Source organism: Pontibacter silvestris (assembly GCF_020907275.1).
GTDB classification, from domain to species: Bacteria; Bacteroidota; Bacteroidia; order Cytophagales; family Hymenobacteraceae; genus Pontibacter; species Pontibacter silvestris.
In genome coordinates, this window is sequence record NZ_JAJJWI010000024.1 from 13,189 (window position 1) to 38,122 (window position 24,934).

Annotated in this window: 26 protein-coding genes; 11 read left to right on the plus strand and 15 right to left on the minus strand. The window is 42.3% G+C overall.

The window, feature by feature from the left end; translation table 11 throughout:
- The first annotated feature begins 18 nt into the window (after positions 1–18).
- Together LN995_RS18030 and LN995_RS18035 are read left to right on the plus strand one after the other, a co-directional pair.
- Positions 19–1,836: a glycoside hydrolase family 15 protein gene (locus LN995_RS18030; protein ID WP_229962483.1), complete on the plus strand. Its 1,818-nt coding sequence runs from the start codon at positions 19–21 to the stop codon at positions 1,834–1,836.
- Between the two features lie 108 nt (positions 1,837–1,944).
- Positions 1,945–2,151 (plus strand): hypothetical protein, encoded by a 207-nt coding sequence (locus LN995_RS18035; protein ID WP_229962484.1) that lies wholly within the window; start codon positions 1,945–1,947, stop codon positions 2,149–2,151.
- A 71-nt stretch (positions 2,152–2,222) separates the two neighbouring features.
- On the opposite strand, the gene LN995_RS18040 is transcribed toward LN995_RS18035, so the two are convergent.
- The 5 genes from LN995_RS18040 to LN995_RS18060 form a co-directional block, all read right to left on the minus strand.
- Positions 2,223–2,588 carry a hypothetical protein gene (locus LN995_RS18040; RefSeq protein WP_229962485.1) on the minus strand — a complete coding sequence of 122 codons (366 nt, stop codon included), beginning with the start codon at positions 2,586–2,588 and terminating at the stop codon, positions 2,223–2,225.
- Between the two features lie 115 nt (positions 2,589–2,703).
- Positions 2,704–3,663, minus strand: a complete 960-nt coding sequence (locus LN995_RS18045) for a ribokinase (protein ID WP_229962486.1) — start codon at positions 3,661–3,663, stop codon at positions 2,704–2,706.
- A 95-nt stretch (positions 3,664–3,758) separates the two neighbouring features.
- Positions 3,759–5,345, minus strand: coding sequence for an MFS transporter (locus LN995_RS18050; RefSeq protein ID WP_229962487.1), 1,587 nt, complete (start codon positions 5,343–5,345; stop codon positions 3,759–3,761).
- Entirely contained in the window at positions 5,342–6,412 is a 1,071-nt protein-coding gene (locus tag LN995_RS18055; RefSeq protein ID WP_229962488.1) for an HlyD family secretion protein, read from the minus strand. The genes LN995_RS18050 and LN995_RS18055 overlap by 4 nt, the downstream gene beginning before the upstream one ends.
- A 4-nt stretch (positions 6,413–6,416) precedes the next feature.
- Positions 6,417–7,754 carry a TolC family protein gene (locus LN995_RS18060; protein ID WP_229962489.1) on the minus strand — a complete coding sequence of 446 codons (1,338 nt, stop codon included), beginning with the start codon at positions 7,752–7,754 and terminating at the stop codon, positions 6,417–6,419.
- 101 nt (positions 7,755–7,855) lie between these two features.
- Here LN995_RS18060 and LN995_RS18065 point away from each other — a divergent pair, with 101 nt between their 5' ends.
- Complete coding sequence (locus LN995_RS18065) at positions 7,856–8,656, plus strand: helix-turn-helix domain-containing protein (RefSeq protein WP_229962490.1); 801 nt, start codon at positions 7,856–7,858, stop codon at positions 8,654–8,656.
- Positions 8,657–8,919: 263 nt separating this feature from the next.
- Here LN995_RS18065 and LN995_RS18070 read toward each other — a convergent pair whose 3' ends face one another.
- Positions 8,920–9,132, minus strand: a complete 213-nt coding sequence (locus LN995_RS18070) for a hypothetical protein (protein WP_229962491.1) — start codon at positions 9,130–9,132, stop codon at positions 8,920–8,922.
- A gap of 320 nt (positions 9,133–9,452) precedes the next feature.
- On the opposite strand from LN995_RS18070, the gene LN995_RS18075 reads away from it, so the two are divergent.
- The 5 genes from LN995_RS18075 to LN995_RS18095 all read left to right on the plus strand — a co-directional run bounded on the left by LN995_RS18075 (position 9,453) and on the right by LN995_RS18095 (position 12,486).
- Positions 9,453–9,668 carry a hypothetical protein gene (locus tag LN995_RS18075; protein WP_229962492.1) on the plus strand — a complete coding sequence of 72 codons (216 nt, stop codon included), beginning with the start codon at positions 9,453–9,455 and terminating at the stop codon, positions 9,666–9,668.
- A 278-nt stretch (positions 9,669–9,946) separates the two neighbouring features.
- Positions 9,947–10,381, plus strand: a complete 435-nt coding sequence (locus tag LN995_RS18080) for a hypothetical protein (RefSeq protein WP_229962493.1) — start codon at positions 9,947–9,949, stop codon at positions 10,379–10,381.
- A 10-nt stretch (positions 10,382–10,391) separates the two neighbouring features.
- Entirely contained in the window at positions 10,392–11,477 is a 1,086-nt protein-coding gene (locus LN995_RS18085; protein WP_229962494.1) for a toxic anion resistance protein, read from the plus strand.
- Complete coding sequence (locus LN995_RS18090; RefSeq protein ID WP_229962495.1) at positions 11,477–11,653, plus strand: hypothetical protein; 177 nt, start codon at positions 11,477–11,479, stop codon at positions 11,651–11,653. Before LN995_RS18085 ends, LN995_RS18090 begins: the two co-directional genes overlap by 1 nt.
- Complete coding sequence (locus LN995_RS18095; protein ID WP_229962496.1) at positions 11,650–12,486, plus strand: hypothetical protein; 837 nt, start codon at positions 11,650–11,652, stop codon at positions 12,484–12,486. Before LN995_RS18090 ends, LN995_RS18095 begins: the two co-directional genes overlap by 4 nt.
- A gap of 109 nt (positions 12,487–12,595) precedes the next feature.
- Here LN995_RS18095 and LN995_RS18100 read toward each other — a convergent pair whose 3' ends face one another.
- On the minus strand, positions 12,596–13,030 hold the full coding sequence (locus LN995_RS18100; RefSeq protein ID WP_229962497.1) for a hypothetical protein: 435 nt from the start codon (positions 13,028–13,030) through the stop codon (positions 12,596–12,598).
- 34 nt (positions 13,031–13,064) lie between these two features.
- Between LN995_RS18100 and LN995_RS18105 the strand changes: the two genes are divergently transcribed.
- Positions 13,065–13,340, plus strand: coding sequence for an integrase core domain-containing protein (locus LN995_RS18105; protein WP_262910524.1), 276 nt, complete (start codon positions 13,065–13,067; stop codon positions 13,338–13,340).
- Positions 13,341–13,496: 156 nt separating this feature from the next.
- On the opposite strand, the gene LN995_RS18110 is transcribed toward LN995_RS18105, so the two are convergent.
- Positions 13,497–14,210 carry a hypothetical protein gene (locus LN995_RS18110; RefSeq protein ID WP_229962498.1) on the minus strand — a complete coding sequence of 238 codons (714 nt, stop codon included), beginning with the start codon at positions 14,208–14,210 and terminating at the stop codon, positions 13,497–13,499.
- A gap of 294 nt (positions 14,211–14,504) precedes the next feature.
- Here LN995_RS18110 and LN995_RS18115 point away from each other — a divergent pair, with 294 nt between their 5' ends.
- Positions 14,505–16,148 carry an ABC-F family ATP-binding cassette domain-containing protein gene (locus LN995_RS18115; protein WP_229962499.1) on the plus strand — a complete coding sequence of 548 codons (1,644 nt, stop codon included), beginning with the start codon at positions 14,505–14,507 and terminating at the stop codon, positions 16,146–16,148.
- A gap of 152 nt (positions 16,149–16,300) precedes the next feature.
- Here the strand turns inward: LN995_RS18115 and pgl are convergent, their stop codons facing one another.
- The 5 genes from pgl to hxlB form a co-directional block, all read right to left on the minus strand.
- Entirely contained in the window at positions 16,301–17,032 is a 732-nt protein-coding gene (pgl, locus tag LN995_RS18120) for a 6-phosphogluconolactonase (RefSeq protein ID WP_229962500.1), read from the minus strand.
- Between the two features lie 10 nt (positions 17,033–17,042).
- Positions 17,043–18,551: a glucose-6-phosphate dehydrogenase gene (gene zwf / locus LN995_RS18125; RefSeq protein WP_229962501.1), complete on the minus strand. Its 1,509-nt coding sequence runs from the start codon at positions 18,549–18,551 to the stop codon at positions 17,043–17,045.
- Between the two features lie 72 nt (positions 18,552–18,623).
- Positions 18,624–20,042, minus strand: a complete 1,419-nt coding sequence (gene gndA, locus LN995_RS18130; RefSeq protein ID WP_229962502.1) for an NADP-dependent phosphogluconate dehydrogenase — start codon at positions 20,040–20,042, stop codon at positions 18,624–18,626.
- 365 nt (positions 20,043–20,407) lie between these two features.
- Positions 20,408–21,040 (minus strand): 3-hexulose-6-phosphate synthase, encoded by a 633-nt coding sequence (gene hxlA / locus LN995_RS18135; RefSeq protein WP_229962503.1) that lies wholly within the window; start codon positions 21,038–21,040, stop codon positions 20,408–20,410.
- A gap of 38 nt (positions 21,041–21,078) precedes the next feature.
- Entirely contained in the window at positions 21,079–21,684 is a 606-nt protein-coding gene (gene hxlB / locus LN995_RS18140) for a 6-phospho-3-hexuloisomerase (protein ID WP_229962504.1), read from the minus strand.
- Positions 21,685–21,975: 291 nt separating this feature from the next.
- On the opposite strand from hxlB, the gene LN995_RS18145 reads away from it, so the two are divergent.
- A complete protein-coding gene (locus LN995_RS18145; RefSeq protein WP_229962505.1) occupies positions 21,976–22,839 on the plus strand; it encodes a helix-turn-helix domain-containing protein in 864 nt (287 codons plus the stop codon).
- Between the two features lie 762 nt (positions 22,840–23,601).
- Here the strand turns inward: LN995_RS18145 and LN995_RS18150 are convergent.
- Together LN995_RS18150 and LN995_RS18155 are read right to left on the minus strand one after the other, a co-directional pair.
- Complete coding sequence (locus tag LN995_RS18150; RefSeq protein WP_229962506.1) at positions 23,602–24,402, minus strand: SDR family NAD(P)-dependent oxidoreductase; 801 nt, start codon at positions 24,400–24,402, stop codon at positions 23,602–23,604.
- An 83-nt stretch (positions 24,403–24,485) separates the two neighbouring features.
- On the minus strand, positions 24,486–24,923 hold the full coding sequence (locus LN995_RS18155) for a hypothetical protein (protein ID WP_229962507.1): 438 nt from the start codon (positions 24,921–24,923) through the stop codon (positions 24,486–24,488).
- Positions 24,924–24,934: the final 11 nt, after the last annotated feature.

The window sequence follows — 24,934 nt, forward strand, 5'->3', positions numbered from 1 at the left end:
ACAAAAAACAAAAGCAGTATGAATTACCAACCCATAGAGAATTACGGAGTAATTGGCGACCTGAACACTGTGGCACTGGTTGGCCTCAATGGCTCGATCGATTTTATGTGCTTTCCTGATTTCGACTCTCCTAGTGTTTTCTCAGCTTTGCTGGATAAAGACAAAGGAGGTTACTTTTCGATACAGCCCACAGACGATGGAGCAAAAAACAGGCAACTTTACCTCCCGGACACAAATGTATTGCTCACTAGGTTCCTTTCGGATGAGGGCATTGGTGAAATTACTGATTTTATGCCCGTAGAGGAGCTGTATCAGGGAAAGGAACTAATCAGAAGAGTCTCTTGCGTTCATGGCAACCTGACATTTAACATGCACTGTGGCCCACGTTTTAACTATGCTCGCTCACCTCATACAGTAAGGCAGGTAAATGAAAATGAGATTATTTTTACCAGTCAAGGGTTGGATGGCACTATTATCAGGCTTAAAAGCTCAATACCATTGCAGATAGAAGAAGGAGATGCTAAGGCAATTTTTACTTTGAAAACAGGTGATACAGCAGACTTTGTACTGGATTACATTGAGTGTGACACACCTCCTGCTACTGTTATGGAGGAGTTTGTAACGCAGAGTCTATACGATACCATTAACTATTGGAAGGACTGGATTGCCAAATGCAATTACAAAGGCCGTTGGCTGGAGATGGTAAATCGCTCTGCATTGGTACTGAAACTGATGACTTCGCATAAATACGGTTCTATTGTGGCATCTCCGACTTTTGGCTTACCTGAGCAGATAGGAGGCGGGCGAAACTGGGACTACCGTTATACCTGGATCAGGGATGCTTCTTTTACTGTTTATGCCCTGTTGCGACTAGGCTACCGGAAAGAAGCAAAGTCTTTTGTAGAATGGGTAGACAGGCAATGTGATGATATAGGTGATATAGGGCATCTTAGTCTCATGTATGCTATAGACGGAAAAAAAGATCTGGAAGAAATTGAGCTAGATCACCTGGAAGGTTATATGGGTTCCCGTCCGGTTCGTATCGGTAACGGGGCTTACAGTCAGATACAACTGGATATTTATGGAGAGCTTTTAGACTCTGTTTACCTGTATGACAAGTATGGTGAACCTATTTCCTTTGAGTTCTGGAACGATCTGAGACGACAGGTGGAGTGGGTTTGTGATAACTGGCAACGCGAAGATGAGGGAATATGGGAGGTACGTGGAGGTAAGAAACATTTCCTTTACTCCAGAATGATGTGCTGGGTGGCAATAGACAGGGCTATGAAAATAGCCGAAAAACATTCTTTCCCGCTTCCTGAAAGATGGCGGCAAGAACGCGATAAAATATTTTTCTCCATTCATCATGAATTCTGGAATGAAGAATTACAATGCTTTGTGCAATACAAAGGTGCGGATACCGTGGATGCTGCCACGCTGCTTATGCCTATGATTCGCTTTATAGGGCCCAAAGACCCTCGCTGGCTCTCTACCCTGAAGCGAATAGAAGAAATGCTTGTGTCTGATGCACTTGTCTTCCGTTACCGTGTAAATGAAGCCCTTGATGGCTTGGAAGGTGGCGAAGGTACCTTCTCAATGTGCACGTTCTGGTATGTGGAGTGCCTGGCAAGGTCAGGGCAAGTGGATAAAGCTCGGCTATACTTTGAGAAGATGCTTGGTTATGCCAATCACCTTGGCCTCTATGCGGAAATGCTTGGGCTGAAAGGGGAACACCTGGGCAATTTCCCGCAGGCCTTTACACACCTCGGGCTTATCAGTGCAGCCATGAGCATAAACGACATACTGGAAGGAGACCAGAACAAGAAGAAAATTTAATGTACAGCAAACTATCTTTTAAAAAGAGGAGCCGCATTATTGAACCCTGTTGTCTTAAAAGAGTATGTTGAGAATAATACAATTGTTTAAAATCTATTAGAATATAATATGGCTAACCCAGAGGTAGTACCTTTTGCTTTGGATGAGATTGAGCAGATGGATTTGGTGGAATGCGAAGAAAAATTACTGTACCTGCGTAGCAAGCTTGAAAATGAACCAGATGCCGATACAATGGAAAGATACATCCCTTACCTGAGTAAGCTTAAGCAAAGAACAGCTACCTTGTTGATAGAAAGCAAAAAAGGCCAACTGTAATTTGATGTTTAAGGTTACTGGTGCTGTTAAAGGTGAAAGAATGTCTTTTAACAGCACCAGTAACTATCTCTTTAGGCTGTGATGGGAAGCTGTACCTGGCCGAGTACGTCAATAAGTTTTGCTGCCTCTTCTTCGCTGTATTTGTTGTGGATGTATTCATCATGAATCATGAAGCTTGGTGCTGCCGGGTCACCATCAATAGTGTATTCTTCTCCTTCCCCCTTAACTTCTCCGCTTATATCTGCACTAATACTATCAATCAAGGCTTTTGCGCGGTGGTCTAAGGCGGTCCAGATAAGGCGCTCCGCATTTTTATCTTCTTTAAATTTATCAGGAAAACGTTCCTGAGCTTCTTTTGTAATTACCTGTGGGTCCAGTTCGTTTACCTCGCAAACCTGGTGAAATATAGCTATTTCGTTGCCTGTTTGGTCTTTCATAGTTCTGACTTTTATTATATAGTTTTGTACGCACAACCTTAGAACTGAGCGTACTTGTTAGATAAGGTATACTGTATCTAATACATTAAGGGTTTAAAGAACGTCAAGCATAATTTTATTTAGCTCCTGATTCAAAAGTACTAATTTCAGCTAGTTTATTCTCAATGGCATTCCTGTCGGGGTAAGCAGGTTGAGAGCCGTAAGTTTCTACAGCCAAAGAGGAGGCGACTGCGGCAAAGCGCATGGCATCTGCCGGAGTTTGCCCATCCCATAAAGCAAAACCAAAAGCTCCGGCAAAAGCATCGCCGGCACCTGTAGTGTCTGTTACCTGTACATCGGGGGCAGGAAGATGCGTTGATTTTCCATCTGTAATCATAATGTAGCCTTTGTCTCCCATTTTTAAGAGCGCATGGCGAGCACCTTTTTTTAAAATAGCTTCACAGGCGTTAAAACCATCTTCTTTGGTCTCTATGTTAAAGCCCACTAATCTTTCTGCTTCAGTAAGGTCTGGCGTCATAAAATCTGCCAATTCATAGTATTCTTCTTTCACCTGGCTGGTAGGAGATGGGTCGAACACAACCCAGAAGTCTCTTTTTCTGGCAGCTTCTAAAGCCTTTTTTACTACTGAAGCAGGAATTTCTAAGTCTAGGGTGAGTACAGAATTACTTGGAGCCTCTAAAATAACACGCTCCACTTCATCAGCACTGCCCGCTTCCCAGTTAGAATTAGCGTTTCCGGCTGCAATGATAGTTTTCTTGCCATCAGGGCGTACTGTTATCATCGCTAGCCCCGTACGTTGGTTTTGGAGTCTTTTTGTATGATCCAGGTTAACACCGATCTCTCTTAATGGACCTAGTGCCTCCTCTGCTTCATTATCGTCTCCCAAACGTGCCAGCAAGATTGATGGAGCCCCTAATTTGGAAGCTATATATGCCCTATTAGCAGCCTTTCCGCCACTTATGGTCAAGAGATCTTTAGCCATAAGTGTTTCGTCGGGCTCTGGCCAACGGTCTGCCCGTACTTGTATGTCTTTATTTACACTTCCCAGTGATAGAAGTATGCCTTTGCTGTTCATGTATTTCTTTTCTAAAGATTTAATTTCTCTTACGGAAACACAACAGAATGTGAACAAATTGGAGTAAATCAGATAATAAAAGCAAGGGCGGTTTCTTAAAAAGGAATAGGTTTGCTTCTGAAGTTGATAATGGTTTTTCTTATATGCGGAACTAGCGCTATCAATAACATTACAAAAGCTAAAACCACACTAATAATGGCATAATAGTCCATGGAGAAGCGTAGTTGCGTTTGTAGCGCTACAGCTTTACTCAACAAGCCACTGGATAGCTGTGCGGCCTGTTCCTGACCGGCACCTGTATGAAGCAAGGCCTGCTTGTACTGGGCCATTCTTTCCGTTGCAACAGGGTTCAGCTGCGTTACGTGTTGCTGAAAGCTTTGGTAGTGTATGCTCCTTTGTTGCAGCCCAAAAAAGCTGATCAAAGCCATACTCATGGAAAAGCCCAGAAAACGATATGACACACCTGTGGCAGAGGCAGAGCCACTGATAGGAGCTGGCACGGAAGACACCGTAAACACCACAATGGACACCATCAACACACCGGAGCCCAAGCCCTGCATAAACAGGGGCAGGATAAACGAGGTGGCGTTCGCCTGCGTGGAGAATAGGAAATACATCCACACATGGAAGATCAGCAGAAAGCCGAAGCCGGTAAGCCAAATCATCCGCATGCTTTTCTTTAACAGAATAAAACGGCCAGTAACTGCCAGGCTAAGCACAATACCCAGCAGGTTTGCCAGCATCACGTATGAAATATGAATAGGATCCATGCCTAAAGCATTGGCGAAAAAGGATGAGGTGACGCTGGTAGTGCTCCTGCATACATAGAAGATCACCATTAGTATAATCCCGATTCTAAAGTTTCTGTACTTGTAGATGTTCAGGTTCAGGTAAGGTCTCTTGATAGTACGCTGCCGGATGATGAAGAACGCGATCAGGAAAACGATCGCAATTAAGCTGCCCCATATACGCGAATCTTCCAGCCAGTTAAGCTGTTGCCCATAAACCAGCACATAGCCGACCAGGCACAAAAGCAATGAGTAAAAAACATAGCTCACCCATTCGAGTTGTACGAGTGGAATCCGGCGCTTTATCCGTACATTGTTCATGATCAGGATAAGCAGTAAAGCCCCCGGAATTTGCAGGAAGAGCAGTGCTTTATAAAGCACGTTAAACTCAAAGTACTCCAGTACCCACGCTGCCACCAGCATGGCTAGAGGAGAAGAACTCAGAAGAATTCCATAAAAGACGGAATATCCCATTGCCCTGGATCGTTCTGTCTGCATCCTCGAAAATATCAGCGTAATACAAGTGCCTACCACACCACTACCTAAAACACCTTCCAGAAAACGCAATGAAATAAAGACAACAGGGCTTTTGCTGAAATAGAAAATGGCATTACAGGTAATCAATAAGATGGTACCTATAATAAAGTAATTTCGGGTAGCTATATAGCTGAAGAAGCGCTGTTCCATCGGAAAGAAGGCTGCCAGTGCTGCATAATAAATCACGATAGAGTATTGTATGTCGGTGGGTTCTATGCCATAGTATCCTGCCGCCTGTGTTATGTTGGCAGCATAAATGCCCAGGATGAACATGGAAGGGAGCAACACCAGGAAAATGGAAGCCCGAATCAGCCATTCGGGCACCCAGCTTTTAAATACGGGCAAAGCTTGATTCATGAGTTCTGCCCTTTCCTGAGAGATACATTTGCGTTCATGCCGGCACGTAATTGATCAACTTTATCGACATTATCTGTTAGCTTGATGCGCACCGGTATGCGTTGCACAATCTTAACAAAATTACCAGTGGCATTGTCTGGTGGTAAAAGGGAGAAACGGGAACCAGTGGCCGGAGAAAGAGACTCAATTGTTCCATGAAATTCTTCTCCTGGGAAGGCATCTGTTTCCACAATAACTGCTTGCCCTTCGTGCATATCTTTAATCTGAGTCTCTTTAAAATTGGCGATCACCCATTTACCTTGTTCCTGGTCTACTATAAAAGCCAGCGTTTGTCCTGCTTGTATCAGCTGCCCTTTCTGAATTGTTTTTCTGCCCATCTTTCCATCATAAGGAGCTCTGATAACAGTATAGTCAACATCCAGTTTGGCTCTTTCCAGTATTGCTTCACGCCGTTTTACCTCGGCCTGTGCTACAGCCAACTGGGCTTCAATATCATTTGTTTTACCCAGAGAAGCCTGGTAAGCGTTCAGGTTTGCCTGGTATTCGGCTCGTGCCACATCCAGCGCTGTTTTCACATTTTCGAATTGTTGCTGTGTTACCGATTCTGCTTTTAGTAGTTTCTGGTAACGGTCGTATTCCTGTTCCTGCTTCCAAAGCTTTGCCTTTGCTGCCCCAATCTGAGCCTGGCTTACAAGGGCATTGGTGCTGGAAGTAGCGATACTGCTTTGCAGTACCACCAGCTGTGCCTGAGCATTTGCCAAAGCAGCTTCTGCTTCGTACTGCTGTATCTGGTACTCATTATTATCTAGTACTATTAGTGTATCACCGGCTTTTACCGATTGGTTATCGGTATAATATATTTTGCTGATATAGCCAGTTACACGGCTGGTGACAGGGTTAATGTATTCTTCCACCTGCGCATCATTTGTCTCTTCGTAGCTCCATAGCTGGTAAAGGGTATACCCTCCCCAACCAGCCAATACTACCAGAATAACAGACGCTGCCCAAGCGGTAATTCTGGTGATTAACTTATCTGTTTCTGTATAATTCTTCTTAGGGGAACTCATAGTTTTATAGTTTACCGATGGTATTTAAAAGTTGATAATATTTTAGTTGTGTGGCAATTTGTGCAGATGCCAGTTCGAATCGTGACTGCAGCAACTGTGTGTCAGCATCAAGCAGGTCTGTGAGCAAAGCCAGCTGATTAAAGTAGGTATTGTTCACAATGCGGTAGCTTTCCGTCGCCTGCTTTATATTAAGTTCGGCTACCTCCACACGCTTGTTAGATTCCTGGTAACGTACAAAAGCCTCTTTTACATCCTGACGTACTTTGTCTTCTGCATCAGAATGAGCCAGCGCCCGCCTTTGCAGGTCTATTGTAGCAGCCGCTTCCTTATGCTTGTTGTGGTACAGCGACGAAATAGGGTAGGAGAGCTTTACACCAGCCTGACCTATGGCATACCCGGCATCTGTATATGGATATAAGAATATTTGTGGATAGGAATAGCCATAATGACCGAATAAGCCAAGCTTAGGCTTGTTGCCTGCCTGAACAGCCTTAAGGTGAAGTTCACTAAGCTCAGTTTCCTTTCGGGAAACTTTTAGCTCATGAGCTTCATTTAAAGCTTCATTTAAATAAGCCTCATATCCTCCTGTCACAGCTAAATCCGTTGCATCTGATTCATCTTCTGGCTTTATCTGTACTGTTTCGGGTAAGCCAATCATAATGTTTAGCTTCTGATTGGCCAGCTCAATATTGTTCTTAATTTCCACCAGTGTCATTTGCTGTTTTGATAGCTGTAGCTCAGCGCGTAGCTGGTCACTTTTCAGCACCACCCCGTTTTTATGCAGTTCATTTATCTGTTCCAGCCGTTTCTGGCTCTCCTGAATGTTTTTTTCAATAAGATCTTTGAAAACAATGTTTCGCTGCAGGTCGAGGTATATGGCAGCTACTCGAAGTTTTATTTCAGAAGCTGTCATGTCTTTTTGTTCCTCTACCAGTTGGTGTGCTACCTCTTCAGCCTCTATATGGGTTCTGGTTTTATGTCCATTATAGAGGTTCAGGTAAGCCTCTGCCTCCACGCCGTATGTTTTATGGATAACCGGGGGCTGAACAGCCTCATGGAATAACCCACTTTCAAAAACTGGCATATTACTGATGCGGGCGTATTCGGCTCCGGCTGAAAGCTCTGGCAGTCGTTCAGCGTGCGCATCTTTTACGTACTCTTCACTGGCCTGCACTTTCAGCAGTTGCATCTGAAGCTTTTTGTTGTTATCCTCCGCTTTCTTCCAGGCCTCTTCCAGTGTCAGGTGTTGTTCGTTTTGTGGAGTATCCTGCGCCTGTACCTGGTTTATCAACAGAAAAAGGAGTGATAAAACGATTAACTTAATTTTGGTATCGTATTTCATAGATTCACTCTGTTTACAGTGCAAAATTCACAAAAACAGAGCCATGTGCTTTTATCTAATTTGCCAAACATTTGCTAATTTCGGCCATATAACTATTCTCCATGCAAGAACAGCCTCAGCTTTCCAGTTTCCTGAATGATGTTGACCGAAATGCCGCCTCTGTGTATGTGTTGCACGAAAAACAGGAGCAGCGTATTCCGCTGCACAAACATAAAAAAGGGCAGTTAACGTATGTGGAGGGTGGGTTGGCATATTTGAACACAAAAGACAAAACATATTATCTGCCAGCCCGCCACTATGTCTGGATTCCGGCTGAACTGGAGCATTTCGTGCAGCACTCCAGCGATACTTTGATTGTTCGTAACATCTATTTTAATACTGCAAACGAAGCAGAGCAGGCGTTTTTCGGGCAAATGGGTATCTATCCTGTAAATACTTTATTATTGGAGATGATCCTGTTCACAGAACAATGGAAGGGGGATATTCCACCGGAAGATACGTTAAGGTTTCAGTTTCTGAGCACAATGATGAACCTGCTGCCAGAGACAAGTAAATATCCTTTACCTATTGTTTTGCCTACCACAGACAGTGAGCGCCTGGAACCAGTCGTAAATTTTATTCAAGAACATCTGGCAAGTCAACTGACTTTACCCTTGGTGGCTGGAGAGTTTGGCTTTAGCGTGCGTAGCTTGTCGCGCTTATTCCAGCAAAAGATGAGTATTTCTTTTTTGCAGTACCTGAAGTTGAGCCGTGTGATTAGGGCTATTGAGTTGCTGCTGGAGTCAGAGAAGTCAGTTAGTGAGATTGCCTATGAAGTAGGTTATAATAGCGTTTCTGCTTTCAGCAATACCTTTTATCAGTTGCTAGGCATAAGACCAACCGACTTTAAAGGGCTGACTTAGCTTTAAGACACTTGAAGTAGTCTATGACTTAAGCAGCTGTGGGTTTATGAGATGAAGACAGGACGACAGTTGAGGAAGGATTTTTGTACTTTAAGCTCCACCTGGCGAAGGGCTTCAGGGATAGCAGTTAATGAGGGAAATAGGTAAAGTTAAAGAGAGTCTGTAGAATGAAAAAAGTGGTAGGATAAATGTAATAAAGTTACACCTATCTTACCACATCTTATTGTTACTAGTAAATAACCTTTACCTCAAATTCTGTGCAATTATTGTTGTACTGAATCAGCCTCAATGGTTTGGCTTTCAGTTGTTGTATCAGTTTCAACAACAGTTCTGTCTACTTCATATTCAGATACGGCAGTATCCTGGTCTATTACCATTTCATTGTCGCTTGTTGTAGATGCTCCTTCGTTGCCGCCGCATGAATATAGGCTGAGAGATCCTAAAACAACAGTACCTGCTAATAATAACTTTTTCATGTTTTAAGTTTTTACTCCTACATTAATAATAGCAACGATTAATGTAAGATATATTGAACAATATATTTAACTTTCTCACTTTACGGTTTATTCTGCAATAAAGATTTATAAAATATCATTTTAAATGATAGAAGCCTGTTAAAAAGCTTAAATAAGCAATTTACATAGCATTGTATATAGTGGCTTGTTATCTTTCTTCTTATAATATTTTTAGCGTTGCTGCCAATCAGATAAAGACGGATTACATGGTAAAATAGCTACTGCCGGAATGGCAATGTACTTATGTATGTGTTTATATCACAGGTGATAAAGTAACTACTGTGCCAGATACTTTAAACTCTGTCACTTTTATCTTAAATATTGCAGCTGATATAGAAATTCTTCTCTTAAAAGAAGGTGTTACGCCTGATCCTGTCAATGTAAAGCAAGCAGCAACGGCCCGGAAAGTGGCTCAACTATCATTCAGATTGCTAAAGCTGTTTAACCTTTCAGACACATCTGCCAAAGAACTGCAGTTTTCTCTGGTTTCAATCTAATTGAAAAACAGGGTAGAATTATGGAGTTTCGTTACAAAAAAAGTAAATTATGAAAACTATAATACGAGAGGCTTCTGGATTTAAGCTTTAAACTGATGTTATAGCTTTTCTGGTGGATTTGCTACACTTTTCCTGTTAATCATACAGAATGAGCCATAGTACATTAGTCGTGAATGATTCCTCTTTTGTCGTGATATTAAAATGGTTTATAGATAATGCATAGCTAGCTGACGTTGTAAAGCGTATATTTATATGAACTCATAAAGAATAAAATACCTATGTTGATTTTTTGGACATTTGTGTTGGGGGCAGTACTGGGGTATATTTATGGATACCATATAAGGCCGAAACAACGATTGCGTAAAGCAATTAAAGAAGTCAGGGAAAAATGCGTAACTGCACTGGAAGAAGGAAATAAAGGCGTGTATAAAACCATCATTACAGATAATAACAAATCTTCAGAACTTGTAGTGGAGGTCAAAGAGCTTGCAGTTACCCAAAGGGGGCAGGTAAAAGTCCAGTATCTCAGTGCATTTTATAAAAAACCCGAATTCAGGACAAAGAAAGGAGATGCGCTGCTGAAAGAGGTGCATGGTTTATTGGGAGAATATCTGCCATTAAATGAAATAGAATGGTACGAGACCACTGAACGACATGAAAACATAAAAAAGTACCTGAACTCCATAACTGTTACACACCAAAACCTACTTTGAAATAAATAACATGGAAAAGACTGATATTTCAATTGCCGATAATAAGGAGCTAATCCAGCAAAAAGCAGAGGCTATCTCTCAAACAATTGATCTGAGCAAGCCTGAAAGCCTGAGTAATTTTGGCGTAGAGACACAGCGTAAACTTGGTTACTACTCAAATGAGTTGCTTACCAAAGTTAAAGCAAAAGATTCTGGCGATGCCGGGGAAGCTATCAACGAACTGCTCAACCAGATCAATATGATAAAGATCGACGAGGAGGAGAAGCCGGGGATGTTTTCACGGATTCCTTTCATGAAAAAGTTTGTCGACAAGTCTAAGAGAATAGCCAGCCAGTACAATACTATTTCTGAGAATGTGGATGATGTGGTAGTGAAGCTGGAAAAGACCAGGCAAAGTGTTATGAAAGACACCACCAGCTTAGAGGTGATGTTTAACCAGGCAGTAGAGTATATACAGGAAATCAGGTCTGTTATTGCTGCTGGAAAAATGAAAATTGAGGAAATAGAAACCGTTACTATTCCTAAGTTGCAAGCCGAAGTAGAGTCCAGCGATCAGGATGAACTTGCAGTGCAGCGCCTCAGCGATATGATTGCGTTTAAGGAAAGGCTAGAAAAAAAAGTGCATGACTTTACACTGTCGCATACCATTGCCACACAGTCTATGCCCCAGATAAGGATGCTGCAGACAACGAATGATGTGTTGGCGCAGAAAATACAAAATTCCATTGTTACTGTTATACCTGTGTGGCGGCAGCAGGTGGCTATTGCCCTGGGGCTGGAGAAACAACGGAAAGCGCTGGAAATTCAGAAGAAAGTTACCGATACAACCAATGAAATGTTACTTAAGAACTCACAGCTCCTTAAAACAAACGTGGTAACTGCTGCCCAGGAAAACGAGCGTGGCATAGTAGACGTGGAGACGCTGAAAAAAGTGAATCGGGATATGGTAGAGACGCTGGATGCTGTCATAAAAATATCGGAGGAAGGAAGCAAGAAAAGGGCAGAGGCAGTTAAAGAGTTGGCGGCAGTACAGGAGGAGCTCAACAGTAAAGTAATCGGCACGTTTGGCAAATCAAAGCAAATTGAAGTGGAATAATGGCTAATGAATATAATAATGATGCAACGCAACAGCGTGTCCTGACGCAGGAGCAGGATGCTCTGTTGGATATGTACATTGAAAAGCTGGACAATTTTTTTGAAGATGTAAAAGCATCTGAAAAAATACAAGTCGAGATAGAAACACTGCACCTGAAGAGAATACTTTCTAAATGATAAAGTTCATGCGTTCTCTTTTTGGTTTTGGAGGTATTTCGGAAAACAGGTCCGTTGCTGGAAGTCCTGCAAGTGTAGATATACAAGATGTGCAGTACATCAAAGATTCTAATGTGAGGCTGGCAGTTCTTCATGACTTATATAACCGGTACAAAAATACACCGCATCAGTATAAGCTTAAGTATGTCTATGAAAAGACAAAAGAAATACATACTTATCTTGTCTCTAAAAAAAAAGTGCATGAGTTGGAGATGTTCCATCTTCAAAACACCGACAATTTTGTTAATACCTTTACTGTGATACTTGATGTACACCAACGGCATGCAACAAGTATATTCTCTCCATTAAAAACAGAAACTAAAGAAAAATCAGCATCAGGAGGTAATAACATACTGAAAGATATTGCATCAGAAGCATTAAAGAGAAACAGGGGGAAGAGTGCTGTTCCTGAGCAAGCCAAGCAAGTAAATGGTTCTAACCTTACAGCAGAAGCCTCGGTGGCAGGCATGGTGGTACCAGACATCTCCATAGATACCTTTTCTAAAGTTTTCTATGTTAAAAAGTATACTACTGATGGGTTAATATCTGGTGAAATAAGTTTTACATCGACTGATCAAGAAAAAGAAAGCTTCCTGCTAAGCATTTCTGCTCATCTCGGTATAGATAGAAACATTATTTCTTACGTAGGAAACACCCTGATGACCTTACATAATAATAATGGTTCTGACCAAACAGAGTTTGTACCTGTCATCCACTGGAAAGGCTTTACCTATGCGCTCCATACAAAAGATTACCGCCTTTTCCCGGTGAGAATTCAAAGAAGACGCCTTTAAAGAAGCCACTGCTTTACTTTTTGCTTTTATGCATTAACAGATTAGCAGTAAAACCTTACCTTTTACTGCTAATCTGTTAATGCATGTTTCATGCTGATGCAATGTGAGATTACATCTTGTAATGCTCAGCCAGCACATTAAGAAACTCTTTTTTATTTTGTATCCAGGCAAAATGACTGCTTTGAGTAATGGTGACAAAGGCGGAAGTCGGATACCTTTTTCTGATATACTTCGGGCTATTACCATAAATATCGTTATCTCCGTAAGTTACAGTTATCTTAAAGCCTGGGTTTATTAGCTTCCGTAGCCCGTAGTACAACAGCAGCGAAAGGTTAGTGCGGTTAACCGGCCTGGCATTTACATGATCTACCATAAGCGGGACTAAGTTATTTACATCATAACCTTTATTGCAGTTGATGCAGAACTGAGTGAAAAACTTCTGATAAGCTTTATAACTACCTAAAAGCCCCATTACCGTATTTTTAATCATAGCGAGCCACTCTTGTATACTGCTTCTTTCCTGATTGAACCTGCGTATTTCCATGGCGGTTTTTACCCATTGCCAGCTGGTACCGGATATGGGGCTGCATAAGAACATGCTTAACAGTTTACCTTGTCTTTGCGTTGCATACAGCTGTGCATACACACCGCCCCAGAACGCCTTTATCGAGCGCTTCAACGGCACCTTCAGGGAGCATGTGCTGGATGCACACTTGTTCGACTCGCTCGATCAGGTCCGGCAAATCGCCCAAAGCTGGCTGAAGGACTACAACCAACTGCGGCCCCATGACAGCCTGGGAGGGATGAGCCCGGTGGAGTACGCCAGGGCAAACGCGAAGGGCGTTCATTNGTAGTATATAAGTTGGTGTCTTTATTTTTAACTAAGATTGCCGTCTTAGCTGTACGGAAATTAACTGTTTTAGAAGCTCAATTTATATGTTGGTTGCAATTTTGTAACAGGCAGGCAAATGTGGACTAATGTTCCCTTTTCGGGGGAAGAGTTGATGCATTCATTTAAAAACATCAAACATAAGTTCATTTCTCTTTTTGCCAACAACAGTAATTACTTCCATTTTGCGTAAGCAATAGGTGATCTGGCGACAGCGGTGTATAGGTAGTACAAGTGCTTTCTCTAAACATTTATTTGAAAAAGGACGGGGCAAATCTTCAGGGATAAACTGTAAGAATTCGTTGGTTTTGGTAAAATGATGGGTACTGATTACTTCCAGCAGCCTACGGTCTTTTATGCTTTCACGCTTTCTGTGCTTACTGCCTTTGCCGTCGCGGCAACGTACTTCTTCCTCCCGAATAAGAGGAAACTCAATGGTGAAATTTTCATGCAGTAGCAGTTCAGGAAGTCGAACCAATTCTTCAAATATATCCGTTAGCCGGCCCCGATGCGGAGACTTGCGGCGCGATAACACTTTAGTGCCTGTAGGGTTAACCTGCAGTACCCACTTTTCATAAGTGATAGGGTGCAGGAGATGCACTTTATGTTCTTTCAACAGCATGTGCAGTTTATGGCGTATTGCCGAAAAGTTACGGGTTTGTATCTCTACCAGTTGCTCTCCCCGAACAAGGTCAATAAAAAAGCCTTTAAGCGGTACCTCAAACTTATCATCCGGCTGCGCATACCACTGTTTTAGAGAAGCGTGCAGCGAACGCTCATTTTGTACACCTATGCCATTACTTGCAGAAGCTTTTTGCTCCTCCTCATTTGCCATCTCCAACTATGCGTTTTCTTTTAGAACTGAATTATTCCAAAATTAATGGTTTTATGGCCTTTTGCATCAGGTAATTTTTCATTGCCTATAAGCACGCCTTCTGTTTCAGGAGTACTTTCTAAACTGTAATGGGGCTTTTCGATAAAGAATTTCTGCCCTGGCTTGCCGTTGAACAGCACTGTTATACATTGTGAGCAGCAGGAGCATTTACAATTAATTCACTGGTAAAGTGTTGGCTGTTACTCCATTTAAATGATGAATTTTAGTACCTTTGCAGCCTTATTTTATACTTCTATGATTTCAGTTGACGGTGTTACAGTCGAGTTTAACGGTTCGGCTCTTTTCAGCAATATCTCCTTTAACATTAACGAGAATGACAGAATAGCGCTCATGGGTAAAAATGGCGCAGGAAAGTCTACCTTGCTTAAGACTATAGCAGGGGTTAATAAACCTACACGTGGGAAAATTTCGGCACCTAAAGATGCTGTTATTGCTTACCTGCCCCAGCATTTATTAACTGAGGATAACTGCACCGTGTTTGAGGAAGCCTCTAAAGCCTTTGCCAAGGTGCTGGATATGAAAGCGCAGATGGATGAGCTAAATGCACAGCTGGAGACACGGACTGACTATGACTCTGATGAGTATTATAAGCTGATTGAGCAGGTATCGGAATTAGGCGAAAAATATTACTCTATTGAGGAAATAAACTTTGATGCCGAGGTAGAAAAAACCTTGCTGGGTCTTGGTTTCCTGAGAACAGATTTTACAAGACCAACAAACGAGTTCAGTGGTGGATGGCGTATGCGCATAGAGCTGGCTAAAATTCTGCTGCAAAAGCCCGATCTGATCCTGCTGGATGAGCCAACGAACCACATGGATATTGAGTCAATCCAATGGTTAGAGGACTTCCTGGTAAATAATGCCAAGGCAGTGATCGTAATCTCTCACGACAAGACCTTTGTTGATAACATTACCAACCGGACCATTGAGGTAACCATGGGGCGCATTTATGATTATAAGGTCAACTACACGCAGTATTTGCAGCTGCGCCAGGAGAGACGTGAGCAACAGCAAAAACAGTATGATGATCAGCAAAAAGAGATTGCCGAGATTCAGGGCTTTATAGATAGGTTTAAAGGTACTTATTCAAAAACACTGCAGGTGCAGTCGCGGGTAAAGATGCTGGAGAAAATGGAGATCGTGGAGGTAGACGAAGTAGATACCTCTGCGCTTAACGTAAAGTTTCCGCCAGCACCACGCTCTGGCAACTACCCGGTTATTGTAGAAGATCTTACAAAGAAGTATGGAGACTATACAGTTTTTAAAGATGCTTCTCTTACTATTGAACGTGGTGAGAAAATAGCCTTTGTCGGAAAAAATGGCGAAGGTAAATCTACGCTTGTGAAAGCCATTATGGGGGAGTTGGAGTATGAAGGGAAATTGCAACTGGGCCACAACTGCATGATTGGTTATTTTGCTCAGAACCAAGCCTCTTTGCTGGATGAAGACCTGACTGTCTTTCAGACGATAGATCTGATAGCTGTAGGAGATGTCCGCACCAGAATAAAAGACTTACTTGGTGCCTTCATGTTTAGCGGGGATACCATTGAGAAAAAGGTAAAAGTGCTGTCTGGAGGAGAAAAAACGCGCCTCGCCATGATCAAACTGCTTTTACAGCCTGTAAACCTTCTGATTTTAGACGAACCTACAAATCACCTGGATATCAAGACAAAGGATATTCTGAAAGAGGCCCTTAAAGCCTTTGACGGCACGCTGATACTGGTATCACACGACAGAGACTTTTTGGACGGGCTGGCTACCAAAGTATTTGAGTTTGGCAATAAACGCATTAAAGAGCATTTTGAGGACATCAATGGCTTCCTGAGAAACAAGAAAATGGAGAATCTGCGCGAGATTGAAAGAAGTGTGGCAAAATAATAGGAACAAGATAGATGGTTCGGGAGCAATTATAGAGCAACACACCTGCCTGTAAATTTTTTAAATTTAAAACGCCATCTAAAAGTATTTCCTGTGCTTTTAGATGGCGTTTTGTCTTAGTACCCCGCCTGAAAATATATCAGAAGAAAAAACTACTGTTTTTTAGCTAAAAGGGAAGCTGCATTCTCATCCACAAACCAATGGACTTTACCATGCTGAGGTTTGATTAATTGAGAGGGATACTTCTCCGGGTTCCTTTCTCCCTCCAGTACCTCGAACAGGGCAGAAGCCTTATTACTGCCAAATGTAAGGAAACAGATGGCCTTGGCTTGGTTAATAAGCGGAGCAGTTAGAGTTATTCTGTACATAGACTGTGGCTCCAGGTAATAAGCCTGTACCAAATGCGACTCTTCATGCAACACTTCTGTACCCGGAAAAAGAGAGGCAGTATGTCCGTCATCACCCATACCAAGCAGGATTAAATCAAATTCAGGGGCCTGCTGGCCGAAATGTTTTTGTAGCTGTTGTTCATACTGTTGCGCAAATGCTTCGGGCTCCATATTGTCCTTCCACATTGGATAGATCTGTTCCTGAGGTACCGGCACCTTGTTTAAGAACGTTTCTTTAGCCATTTTAGCGTTGCTGCGATCATCTGTTAGTGGCACCCAGCGTTCATCACCCCAGAAAACGAAAGTCTGCTGCCATGGTATTTGTTCCAGGTAAGGCTGCTGTGCTAGCAAGGAGTACAGTTGGACAGGAGAGGAGCCTCCCGTTAACGCAACAGTAAAACGGCCATTCTTCTGTACCGCCTCCCGGGCCGTCTGTACAAAAAGTTCAGCCGCCGCTTTGCTCAGATGAGCTTTATCTTCAAAAATATGTAACATAACTCTGTTGTTAATGTGGTAATGTGACTGTCCAGGTATGCCCTTCGCGGGCAATCAAAGCCTCGGCATTTTCTGGCCCCCACATACCAGCCGCATAATTAGGAAATTCCAACGATGGGCGGGACTCCCAGGTTTCCAGGATAGGTGTGATCACATCCCAGGCGACTTCCACCTGGTCTGAGCGCATGAATAATGTAGCATCGCCCTGCATGGCATCTAATAACAGCGTTTCGTACGCCTCCGGCGATTGAGACTGTGTAGAGCAACGATTAAAATCAAAAACCATTTCTGCAGGAGTTAATGCCATATCCAGGCCAGTCTTCTTTGCCATAAAGCGCAGCCGGATGTCCATCTGTGGCTGTAAGTTTATAATAAGACGGTTAGGCAGAATATTTTCCGACATAGCTGAAGGAAAAGTCAGATGGGGTACCGGGCGAAACTGAATGGTGATTGATGAGCTCTTATCCTGCATCCGTTTGCCAGTACGTAAGTAGAACGGTACGCCCTGCCAGCGCCAGTTGTCAAGGAAAAATTTTACTGCCGCATATGTCTCAGTTCCTGAATTCGGATTTACGCCATGTTCTTCCCGGTAGCCGGGCACCTGGCTTCCCTTCATCCAGCCTGGACCATATTGCCCGCGCACAGCATATTTGCCTACATCTTCACGGGAATATCGTTTAATGGCATGCAGCACGTCGACTTTACGGTTACGAATCTCTTCTGCCTCAAAAGTAACAGGAGGTTCCATGGCTACCATGCACATTAACTGAAGGAGGTGGTTCTGTATCATGTCACGTAAAGCACCTGATCCTTCATAGTAGCCACCACGGTCTTCTACACCTACTTCTTCTGCCACAGTAATCTGGACGTACTCTATGTAGTTCCGGTTCCAGAGTGGTTCAAAGAGTGCATTTGCAAAGCGGAAAGCGAGAATGTTCTGCACTGTCTCTTTTCCAAGGTAGTGGTCTATCCGGTATATCTGCGACTCTTGGAACGTGCGGGTGAGGAGCTGGTTCAGTTCTTTGGCTGATTCCAGGTTATGACCGAAAGGTTTTTCGACTACAATTCTGTCCCGCTCCACGTCACTGGCAATGCCTACCTTACCCAGATTTACAGTGATAGGTTCAATAAAATTGGGGGCGACAGACAAGTAGAACAACCTGTTAGCCCGTGTGCCCCAAACATCCTCCAAAGCATGTATCTTATCGGCTAGCAGCTGGTAAGAAGCAGGGTCGTTGATGTTAGACTGAAGGTAAAATAAAGAGTTGCTAAAGGTATTCCAGGATTCTTCGTTTGGTTTACCGCTACGTGAAAACTCAGTTACTCCTTCCCGCAGATGGTTCTGGTAATTAGTATCATCAGTAGAAGACCTCCCTAACCCGATCAGTGCGAAAGACTCAGGAAGCCATCCGTCCAGAAATAAATTGTAAAAAGCAGGAACCAGTTTACGTTTTGCTAAGTCTCCGGTTCCACCGAAAATAACTGCTATAGTGGGTGTCGCTTTATTGGCTGATTTCATAAGTCAAATCAATAAGGTAAGAACTAAAGAAAGCAATTTCTCCGGTAGAAAAATGCTTTCTTCTAAAAGATGTTAATTCCACTGCGTATGGAAAATTCCTGGCTTATCTAAACGCTCGTAAGTATGCGCTCCAAAATAATCGCGCTGCGCCTGAATAAGATTGGTGGGCAACGTTTCTGTGCGATACGCATCAAAATAAGATAAGGAAGCCATAAAAGCGGGCATTGGAATTCCTTTATCAATGGCTAGTTTAATAACAGCACGCGTATCTTCCTGGCGAGCCATTAAGTCACCGCCCACTTTAGGGTCTAACAGGAGGTTTGGCAATGTAGGGTTCTGCTTATAAGCGGCACGAATGTCTGAAAGACAAGCCGCGCGAATGATACAACCTCCTCGCCATATTTTGGCCACTTCCTGCAGTTGCAGGCCATAATTATAAGCTTCTGAAGCCATTCTTAGCTGTGCAAGACCTTGCGCATAGGTAGAGATCATGGCGAAGTAAAAGGCATTTCGCATTTGGTTTACTACTTCCTGGCGATCTACATCAGTCGTTGCCTGTAGCGTGTTATTGGGTAATGAATGGGCGGCTTCAACACGTTCTTCTTTATATTTGGACATATCGCGCATAAGCACTGCCATATCAATGGTAGGAACGGGTGCCTGTAGGTCCATGGCATTTTGAGAAGTCCATTTCCCGGTACCTTTAGAGCGGGCTCTGTCCGAAATAAGGCTCACTAACAGCTGTCCTGTTTCATCGTCTTTTTTCTTTAGAATTTCTCCGGTAATCTCAATCAGGAACGACTGCAGTTCGGTTTGGTTCCAGTCCCCGAAAACTGTTTGTAACTCGTCGTCATTCAATCCTACGCCACGCTTCAGTAAATCGTAGGTTTCCGCTATGAGTTGCATAATACCATACTCAATGCCGTTATGCACCATTTTAGTATAGTTACCCGCAGAGCCATTTCCTAAATAAGTAACACATGGCTCGCCATTTACTTTTGCGGCAACAGCTTCAAAAACAGGGCGAAGCCTTTCATATGCATCACGGTTTCCTCCAGGCATCATACTTGGTCCGAAGCGGGCACCTTTTTCGCCCCCGGAAATACCCATGCCAAAGAAGTGGATTCCTTTTTCTTCCAGTTCTATTACACGGCGGTCAGTATCAGGGAAATAGGAGTTTCCTCCGTCTATAACAATGTCTCCTGGTTCCAGAAAGGGTAATAAAGTGGCAATAACGGCATCTACAGGTTTGCCGGCTGGTACGAGCAGCATCAAAGCCCGGGGCCTGCGAAGCGATTGCACAAACTCTTCAGTGGAAGTTGTGCCACGAACAGGCTTATTGGCTCCTGCTTCAGCTTCCACAGCTGCCGCTTTTACTGGGTCCAGGTCAAGGCCTATAACAGAAAAATCATGGTCAGCGATGTTGAGCATCAGGTTTCTGCCCATTACCCCAAGGCCGACCATTCCAAATTCATATTGTAAATCGTTCATAAGTAGAATAACATTTAGAGTTTATATGCATTTATTAACAGAATAGTTTGACTAAAATGCTCTGCATACTAAATATTCTGCTTTGTGGCAACCTATTCTGCATCATGTATTCCCTTCAATTAAACAAAGCTACTATTTATTATGTATCTTCATATTAATATATCATCATTAGATAAATGGTGGAGAAGGTACTTTCTGCTTATAAACTGGATTCAACACCAGCTTAGAGAACATTCCATGAGCTTCTTGTAATGAATATTCTTGTTATTCGGGCTGCTGGAAATGTGCTGGAAGTAAAAAGACAATGACTGTTAAAGCCATTGTCTTTTAAGGATTATTCTAAACTGCAAGCAGCATTTTTGTGATTAGGCTGCGTCAAGTGCTTCACGAAGAGCTTTAGCCGCCGCAGCCGGGTCTGCGGTACTATAAAGTGATGCACCTGCAACGGCAACTTTAACACCTGCTTTTTTTACTGCAGCAATGTTATTGATATTAACACCTCCAGCAATAGAAACAGGTACGCCAACACGGGCAGCTTCATCAATTAAAACCTGGATAGAGTAACCTGGTTGTGCCTGCTCGTCAAGACCAGCATGCAGTTCAACAAATTCAACACCTAGTGCTGTTACTTCCTGCGCACGTTTTACACGGTCAGCTTCTCCGATGGTGTCAACCACAACTCCTTTGCCGTGTTCTTTTGCTGCTTTTACAGCACCTTTTATGGTGGCGTCACCAGTGGTAGCTAGTACAGTAACTAAGTCAGCACCAGCTTTAAAAGCCATTTCAGCTTCAAGTGCGCCCGCATCTGCTGTTTTAAAGTCTGCAAAAACTATTTTGTCAGGGAAAGCTTTTTTCATAGCCGTAATAACTGCTAAACCTTCACTTTTAATAAGAGGAGTTCCTAGTTCAATGATATCGATATATGGAGCTACTTTTTCAGCAAGGGCCAAAGCATCTGCTGTTGTTAATAAGTCGATTGCAACTTGTAATTTTGCCATTTTTATATTTAGTTAATTATAGTTTATTTATTCTGATTCTATTCCAGGTTTGCATGTCGCTTCCATAGTTCTTCAGCAGGTGTTCCGTCTATACTCCAGAGGGTTTGGAAGATGGCATCAGTCAGGAGCAGGATGAACTGTTCAAACAGGCTACCGGCATATTGTTCTGAAATGGTAGTGCCATGATCCTGCTTTTGCGCAGCCGGAATTACAGCAACATGCATAGCCAGTTCTGCCAGTGGTGAGGTGGCTGTAGTAGAAAGTGCTATTACTTTAGCTTCGGCTGCCACAGCTTTTTCTGCCGCTTTCACAATACTGCTGGTTGTGCCAGATCCGGACGCTGCTATAAGCAGATCTCCTTTGCCTATAGCAGGCGTTGTTATTTCTCCCACTACAAACACTGTTAAGCCCAGGTGCATCAATCGCATAGCAGCAGAACGTAAGGCAAGGCCAGAGCGCCCCGCACCAATTAAGAAAATCCGTTCAGCATTCTGAATAAATGGAATTACTGAGGCTATCTGGCTATATTCTATTTTATCAGCTACCTTTTTATTTTCTTCTAATATTAACTTTACATTAGCCTGCAGTGCATTAGCTATGTCTTTGCTATTTAATTCATTCATAGTACCTTCTTTATCTTTCAAAACTCAGGCATTATTTTGATAAAAGTGAGTTTTAATGTGATAACCTTGTTCCCTAAAGCTGGTACAAAGGTAGAGTAGGAGGTGGTAAGGGGGGTTATACTATCAGCGCAATGTGTTGGACAATTAAGAAACCGCAGGGATAGCTATTCTGCTCTGTCAGCAGTAGCAATGTTAGAATAAACCAGGGATATTGTACTTTTGTAGCATAATGCAGCTTTGCTTGGCTGTTATAGCTAAGGTTGGTCATGGGAGAGTCCTGTATTAACCTTAGTGAAACTGAAGGAGAAACAGATGATAGAAGAAAAAATAAGCGACGAACTGAATAAAACGCTTATATACATAAGAAACCTTAATAATTGCCCTCCTAGCTACTTGAACGACCCTAGTAGAAAAGAATTTTTTGAAGTAGTGTGGCTGAAGGATGAATATGCTTTGCATGCAGTAAAGGAAGGAGACCATTCCGAAAAAGGACATTGGATTTACTTGCTACCCCCTTACAGGGTTCATCAGTTAAATAAAGCTGGAAAAAAAGGGGTTTTGCTTTCCTTTAAAAGAGAGTTACTAGACGAAGATGCTAAAGAGTTCTCACTTGATGTCTTCAAGATATTTAATATTCATGGGGAATATTCATGTATCAAAGTAAGTGAGGAACTGTCTGATCAACTATGCAAGGTATATGATCTGATGGAAGAAGAATATCAAAAAGAAGACAGTAGCATTTTGATCATTAAATCCCTGCTAAAGGCATTTCTCTTGAATATTATACGCATTAAAGAGCATGAGTTCACGACGCAGGATGTAAATCAGAAAAGAGTGTACGAGTTTATGTTACTGCTGGAAGAGCACTATCTGCATATCCGGAATATTGATTTTTATGCTGATAAGATAGGTATAAGTTCAAAACGTCTGAATCAGATATTAAAGGAAAAGCTACAAAAGACAGGGGTGCAGCTGATACATGACAGGATTATACTGGAGGCAAAAAGGCAGCTAATTCACAGTGAAAATACCATCAAAGAAATAGCCTACCAGCTTGAGTTTACTGACCACCCTTACTTCACCCGTTTTTTCAAACAACATACTGGGCAAACTCCCGATGAGTTCAAGAAGCAGGCACAGTTGCACATTGCTTCGAAAGCTAACACTCTTGTGTAACGAATAACATAAATCAAGTACTGAAATTTTAACCTTTAACATGAAGCTGTCTGTCCTAAGCTTTATGTTAAAGGTCATTTTGTTTTAGGAGAAGCTCGGAAAAATTTAAGTTACTATCCATACGTACCAGTTGGTGGTAAGGGCGAGTAGGAGTAAGCGTAATTAACAGCACTCGTAGCGTGGCGGACTAATGCTCTTATAGAGGCAACTTCAACCGCTTCTGAAAAAACTACAGTCTCATCCTCTTTTTAACAGTTTGCTTATTTAAAGTGTTTGCAGGGACTTTTGCATTGCTGTTGCGCTACATGAGTAAGGTTAACCTAGCGGTTTTCTAGTCATAAATAGCAATTCTGGCAAGTGCCGTACTTCTGCAGAATAATCGCCATTGTGGTTTGGTTGAGGGTAATGCTTTAGCTATATCACACTGAAATTCCTACGCTGTAATTTACCCAATTCAGAAGATTAAGATATTTTATTAAACCTAATATAAGTATATCAGTATATATAGATAATTTATAACAATGTAACTCGCAGGTTTCCTTTTTGTGGTTGCTGATAGGGCCATTACAGAAACAAGCTGTTAGAAATTAAGATACTAGAATGAAAAGAGATGAGTTAATTGAGTTCATGGAGTGGTTTGGAAAAACCTACCCAAACAATAAGGTAGTTTTGCGACGGGTTTATGTGGAGGAATGGAGAAAGACCAAAGCAGTAGTTTCCCACCAAGTAAAATGAAGTTTCCTGTCGATTAATTAAATTCTTTTAAGCCACTTCTACTTTAACAGCAAGAGTAGCAGGTCTAAAGAACTTATTCAGCACGTAAGTTGTGAGGCTTACAGGCAGGAACCTGCTTAAACATGTACAAAGCTTAAATGCTAAACCTGGAACAATTACAGCCTGATTCTTCTTCATAGCCCGCACTGCCTCATCAGCCACAGTTTCGGCTTTCATTTGGAACTTAGATGAGCTTATTAAGGGCGCTGTGCCTGCTTTTTCAAAAAAAGATGACTGTGTAAAACCTGGGCAAAGACAAGACACACCAATTGTCAAGGGTTTAAGCTCTACTCGAAGACTGCGTGAATAGGATAAGACAAAAGCTTTAGAGGCGGAATACATGCTAAAATAGGGAACGGGTTGGTAACTTGAAATGCTGCCCATATTTAGTATGTGTGCGTCCTTTTCTTTTTGCAGCAGAGGAACAAAGAGATGGCACATTTCAACTAACACTTCTGCGTTTAAGCGCAAGACTTCCATTTGGTTGGCTAAAGCTGCTTCTGAATGAACTCCCCAATATCCAAACCCGGCATTGTTTATAAGAATACGTACCCTCCATTTGTTTTCTTTACATATCTGCCATAGTTGCAAGGTGGCCTGAGGTTGTAACAAATCAAGCGGCACAACTTGGGTTCTTACATTGTATGTCTGATGTAACTCAATGGCTAAAGCTTCAAGCTTTTGCCTAGAGCGTGCTACCAGAATCAGATGATGCCCATCTAAAGCACAACGTCTTGCTAAAGCTTCGCCAATTCCTCTACTAGCACCTGTTATCAATGTATAATTCATGATTTATTTAAAAGTTTAGGAAGTTTATTATTGTTTTTTGCTGGTGACACGTGCTTAAAATATTTTCTGCAACACAGTAAAACTTAAGTGATTTGATACTTTTTAATTTCAGCTACATTGAGTCTGTAGCCAACCACTAGCAAAAAGATCAGCACAAATAACCCAGGTATTGGTGGGCGACCTGGTGTGTTAAAATATACTATTGATGTAGCATATAAGGTTGATACTATAGATAGCAGCCCTATTATTAATATAAGGGCAGGAATCCAGGAAAGCCTGTTTTGGGAGAAATGCCATTGTAGAAAAATTGTTGTTAGTGAAACAGCTAGCCACCCTCCTCCACAAACGCGCATCAGAGCTAATATCAAGGCTTGGGTTGAAGTCTCAATTTCATTCCATGGAAGAGATACTGCCTGGCTATGATAAGGCATAAAGCTAGACTTTACTAAATAAATAGAGGCCAGTATGAACAGTGCTGCTGCTACAGTGTAATTTGCTACAGGCGCAATATATTGTTTCATGGTTGTCGAGG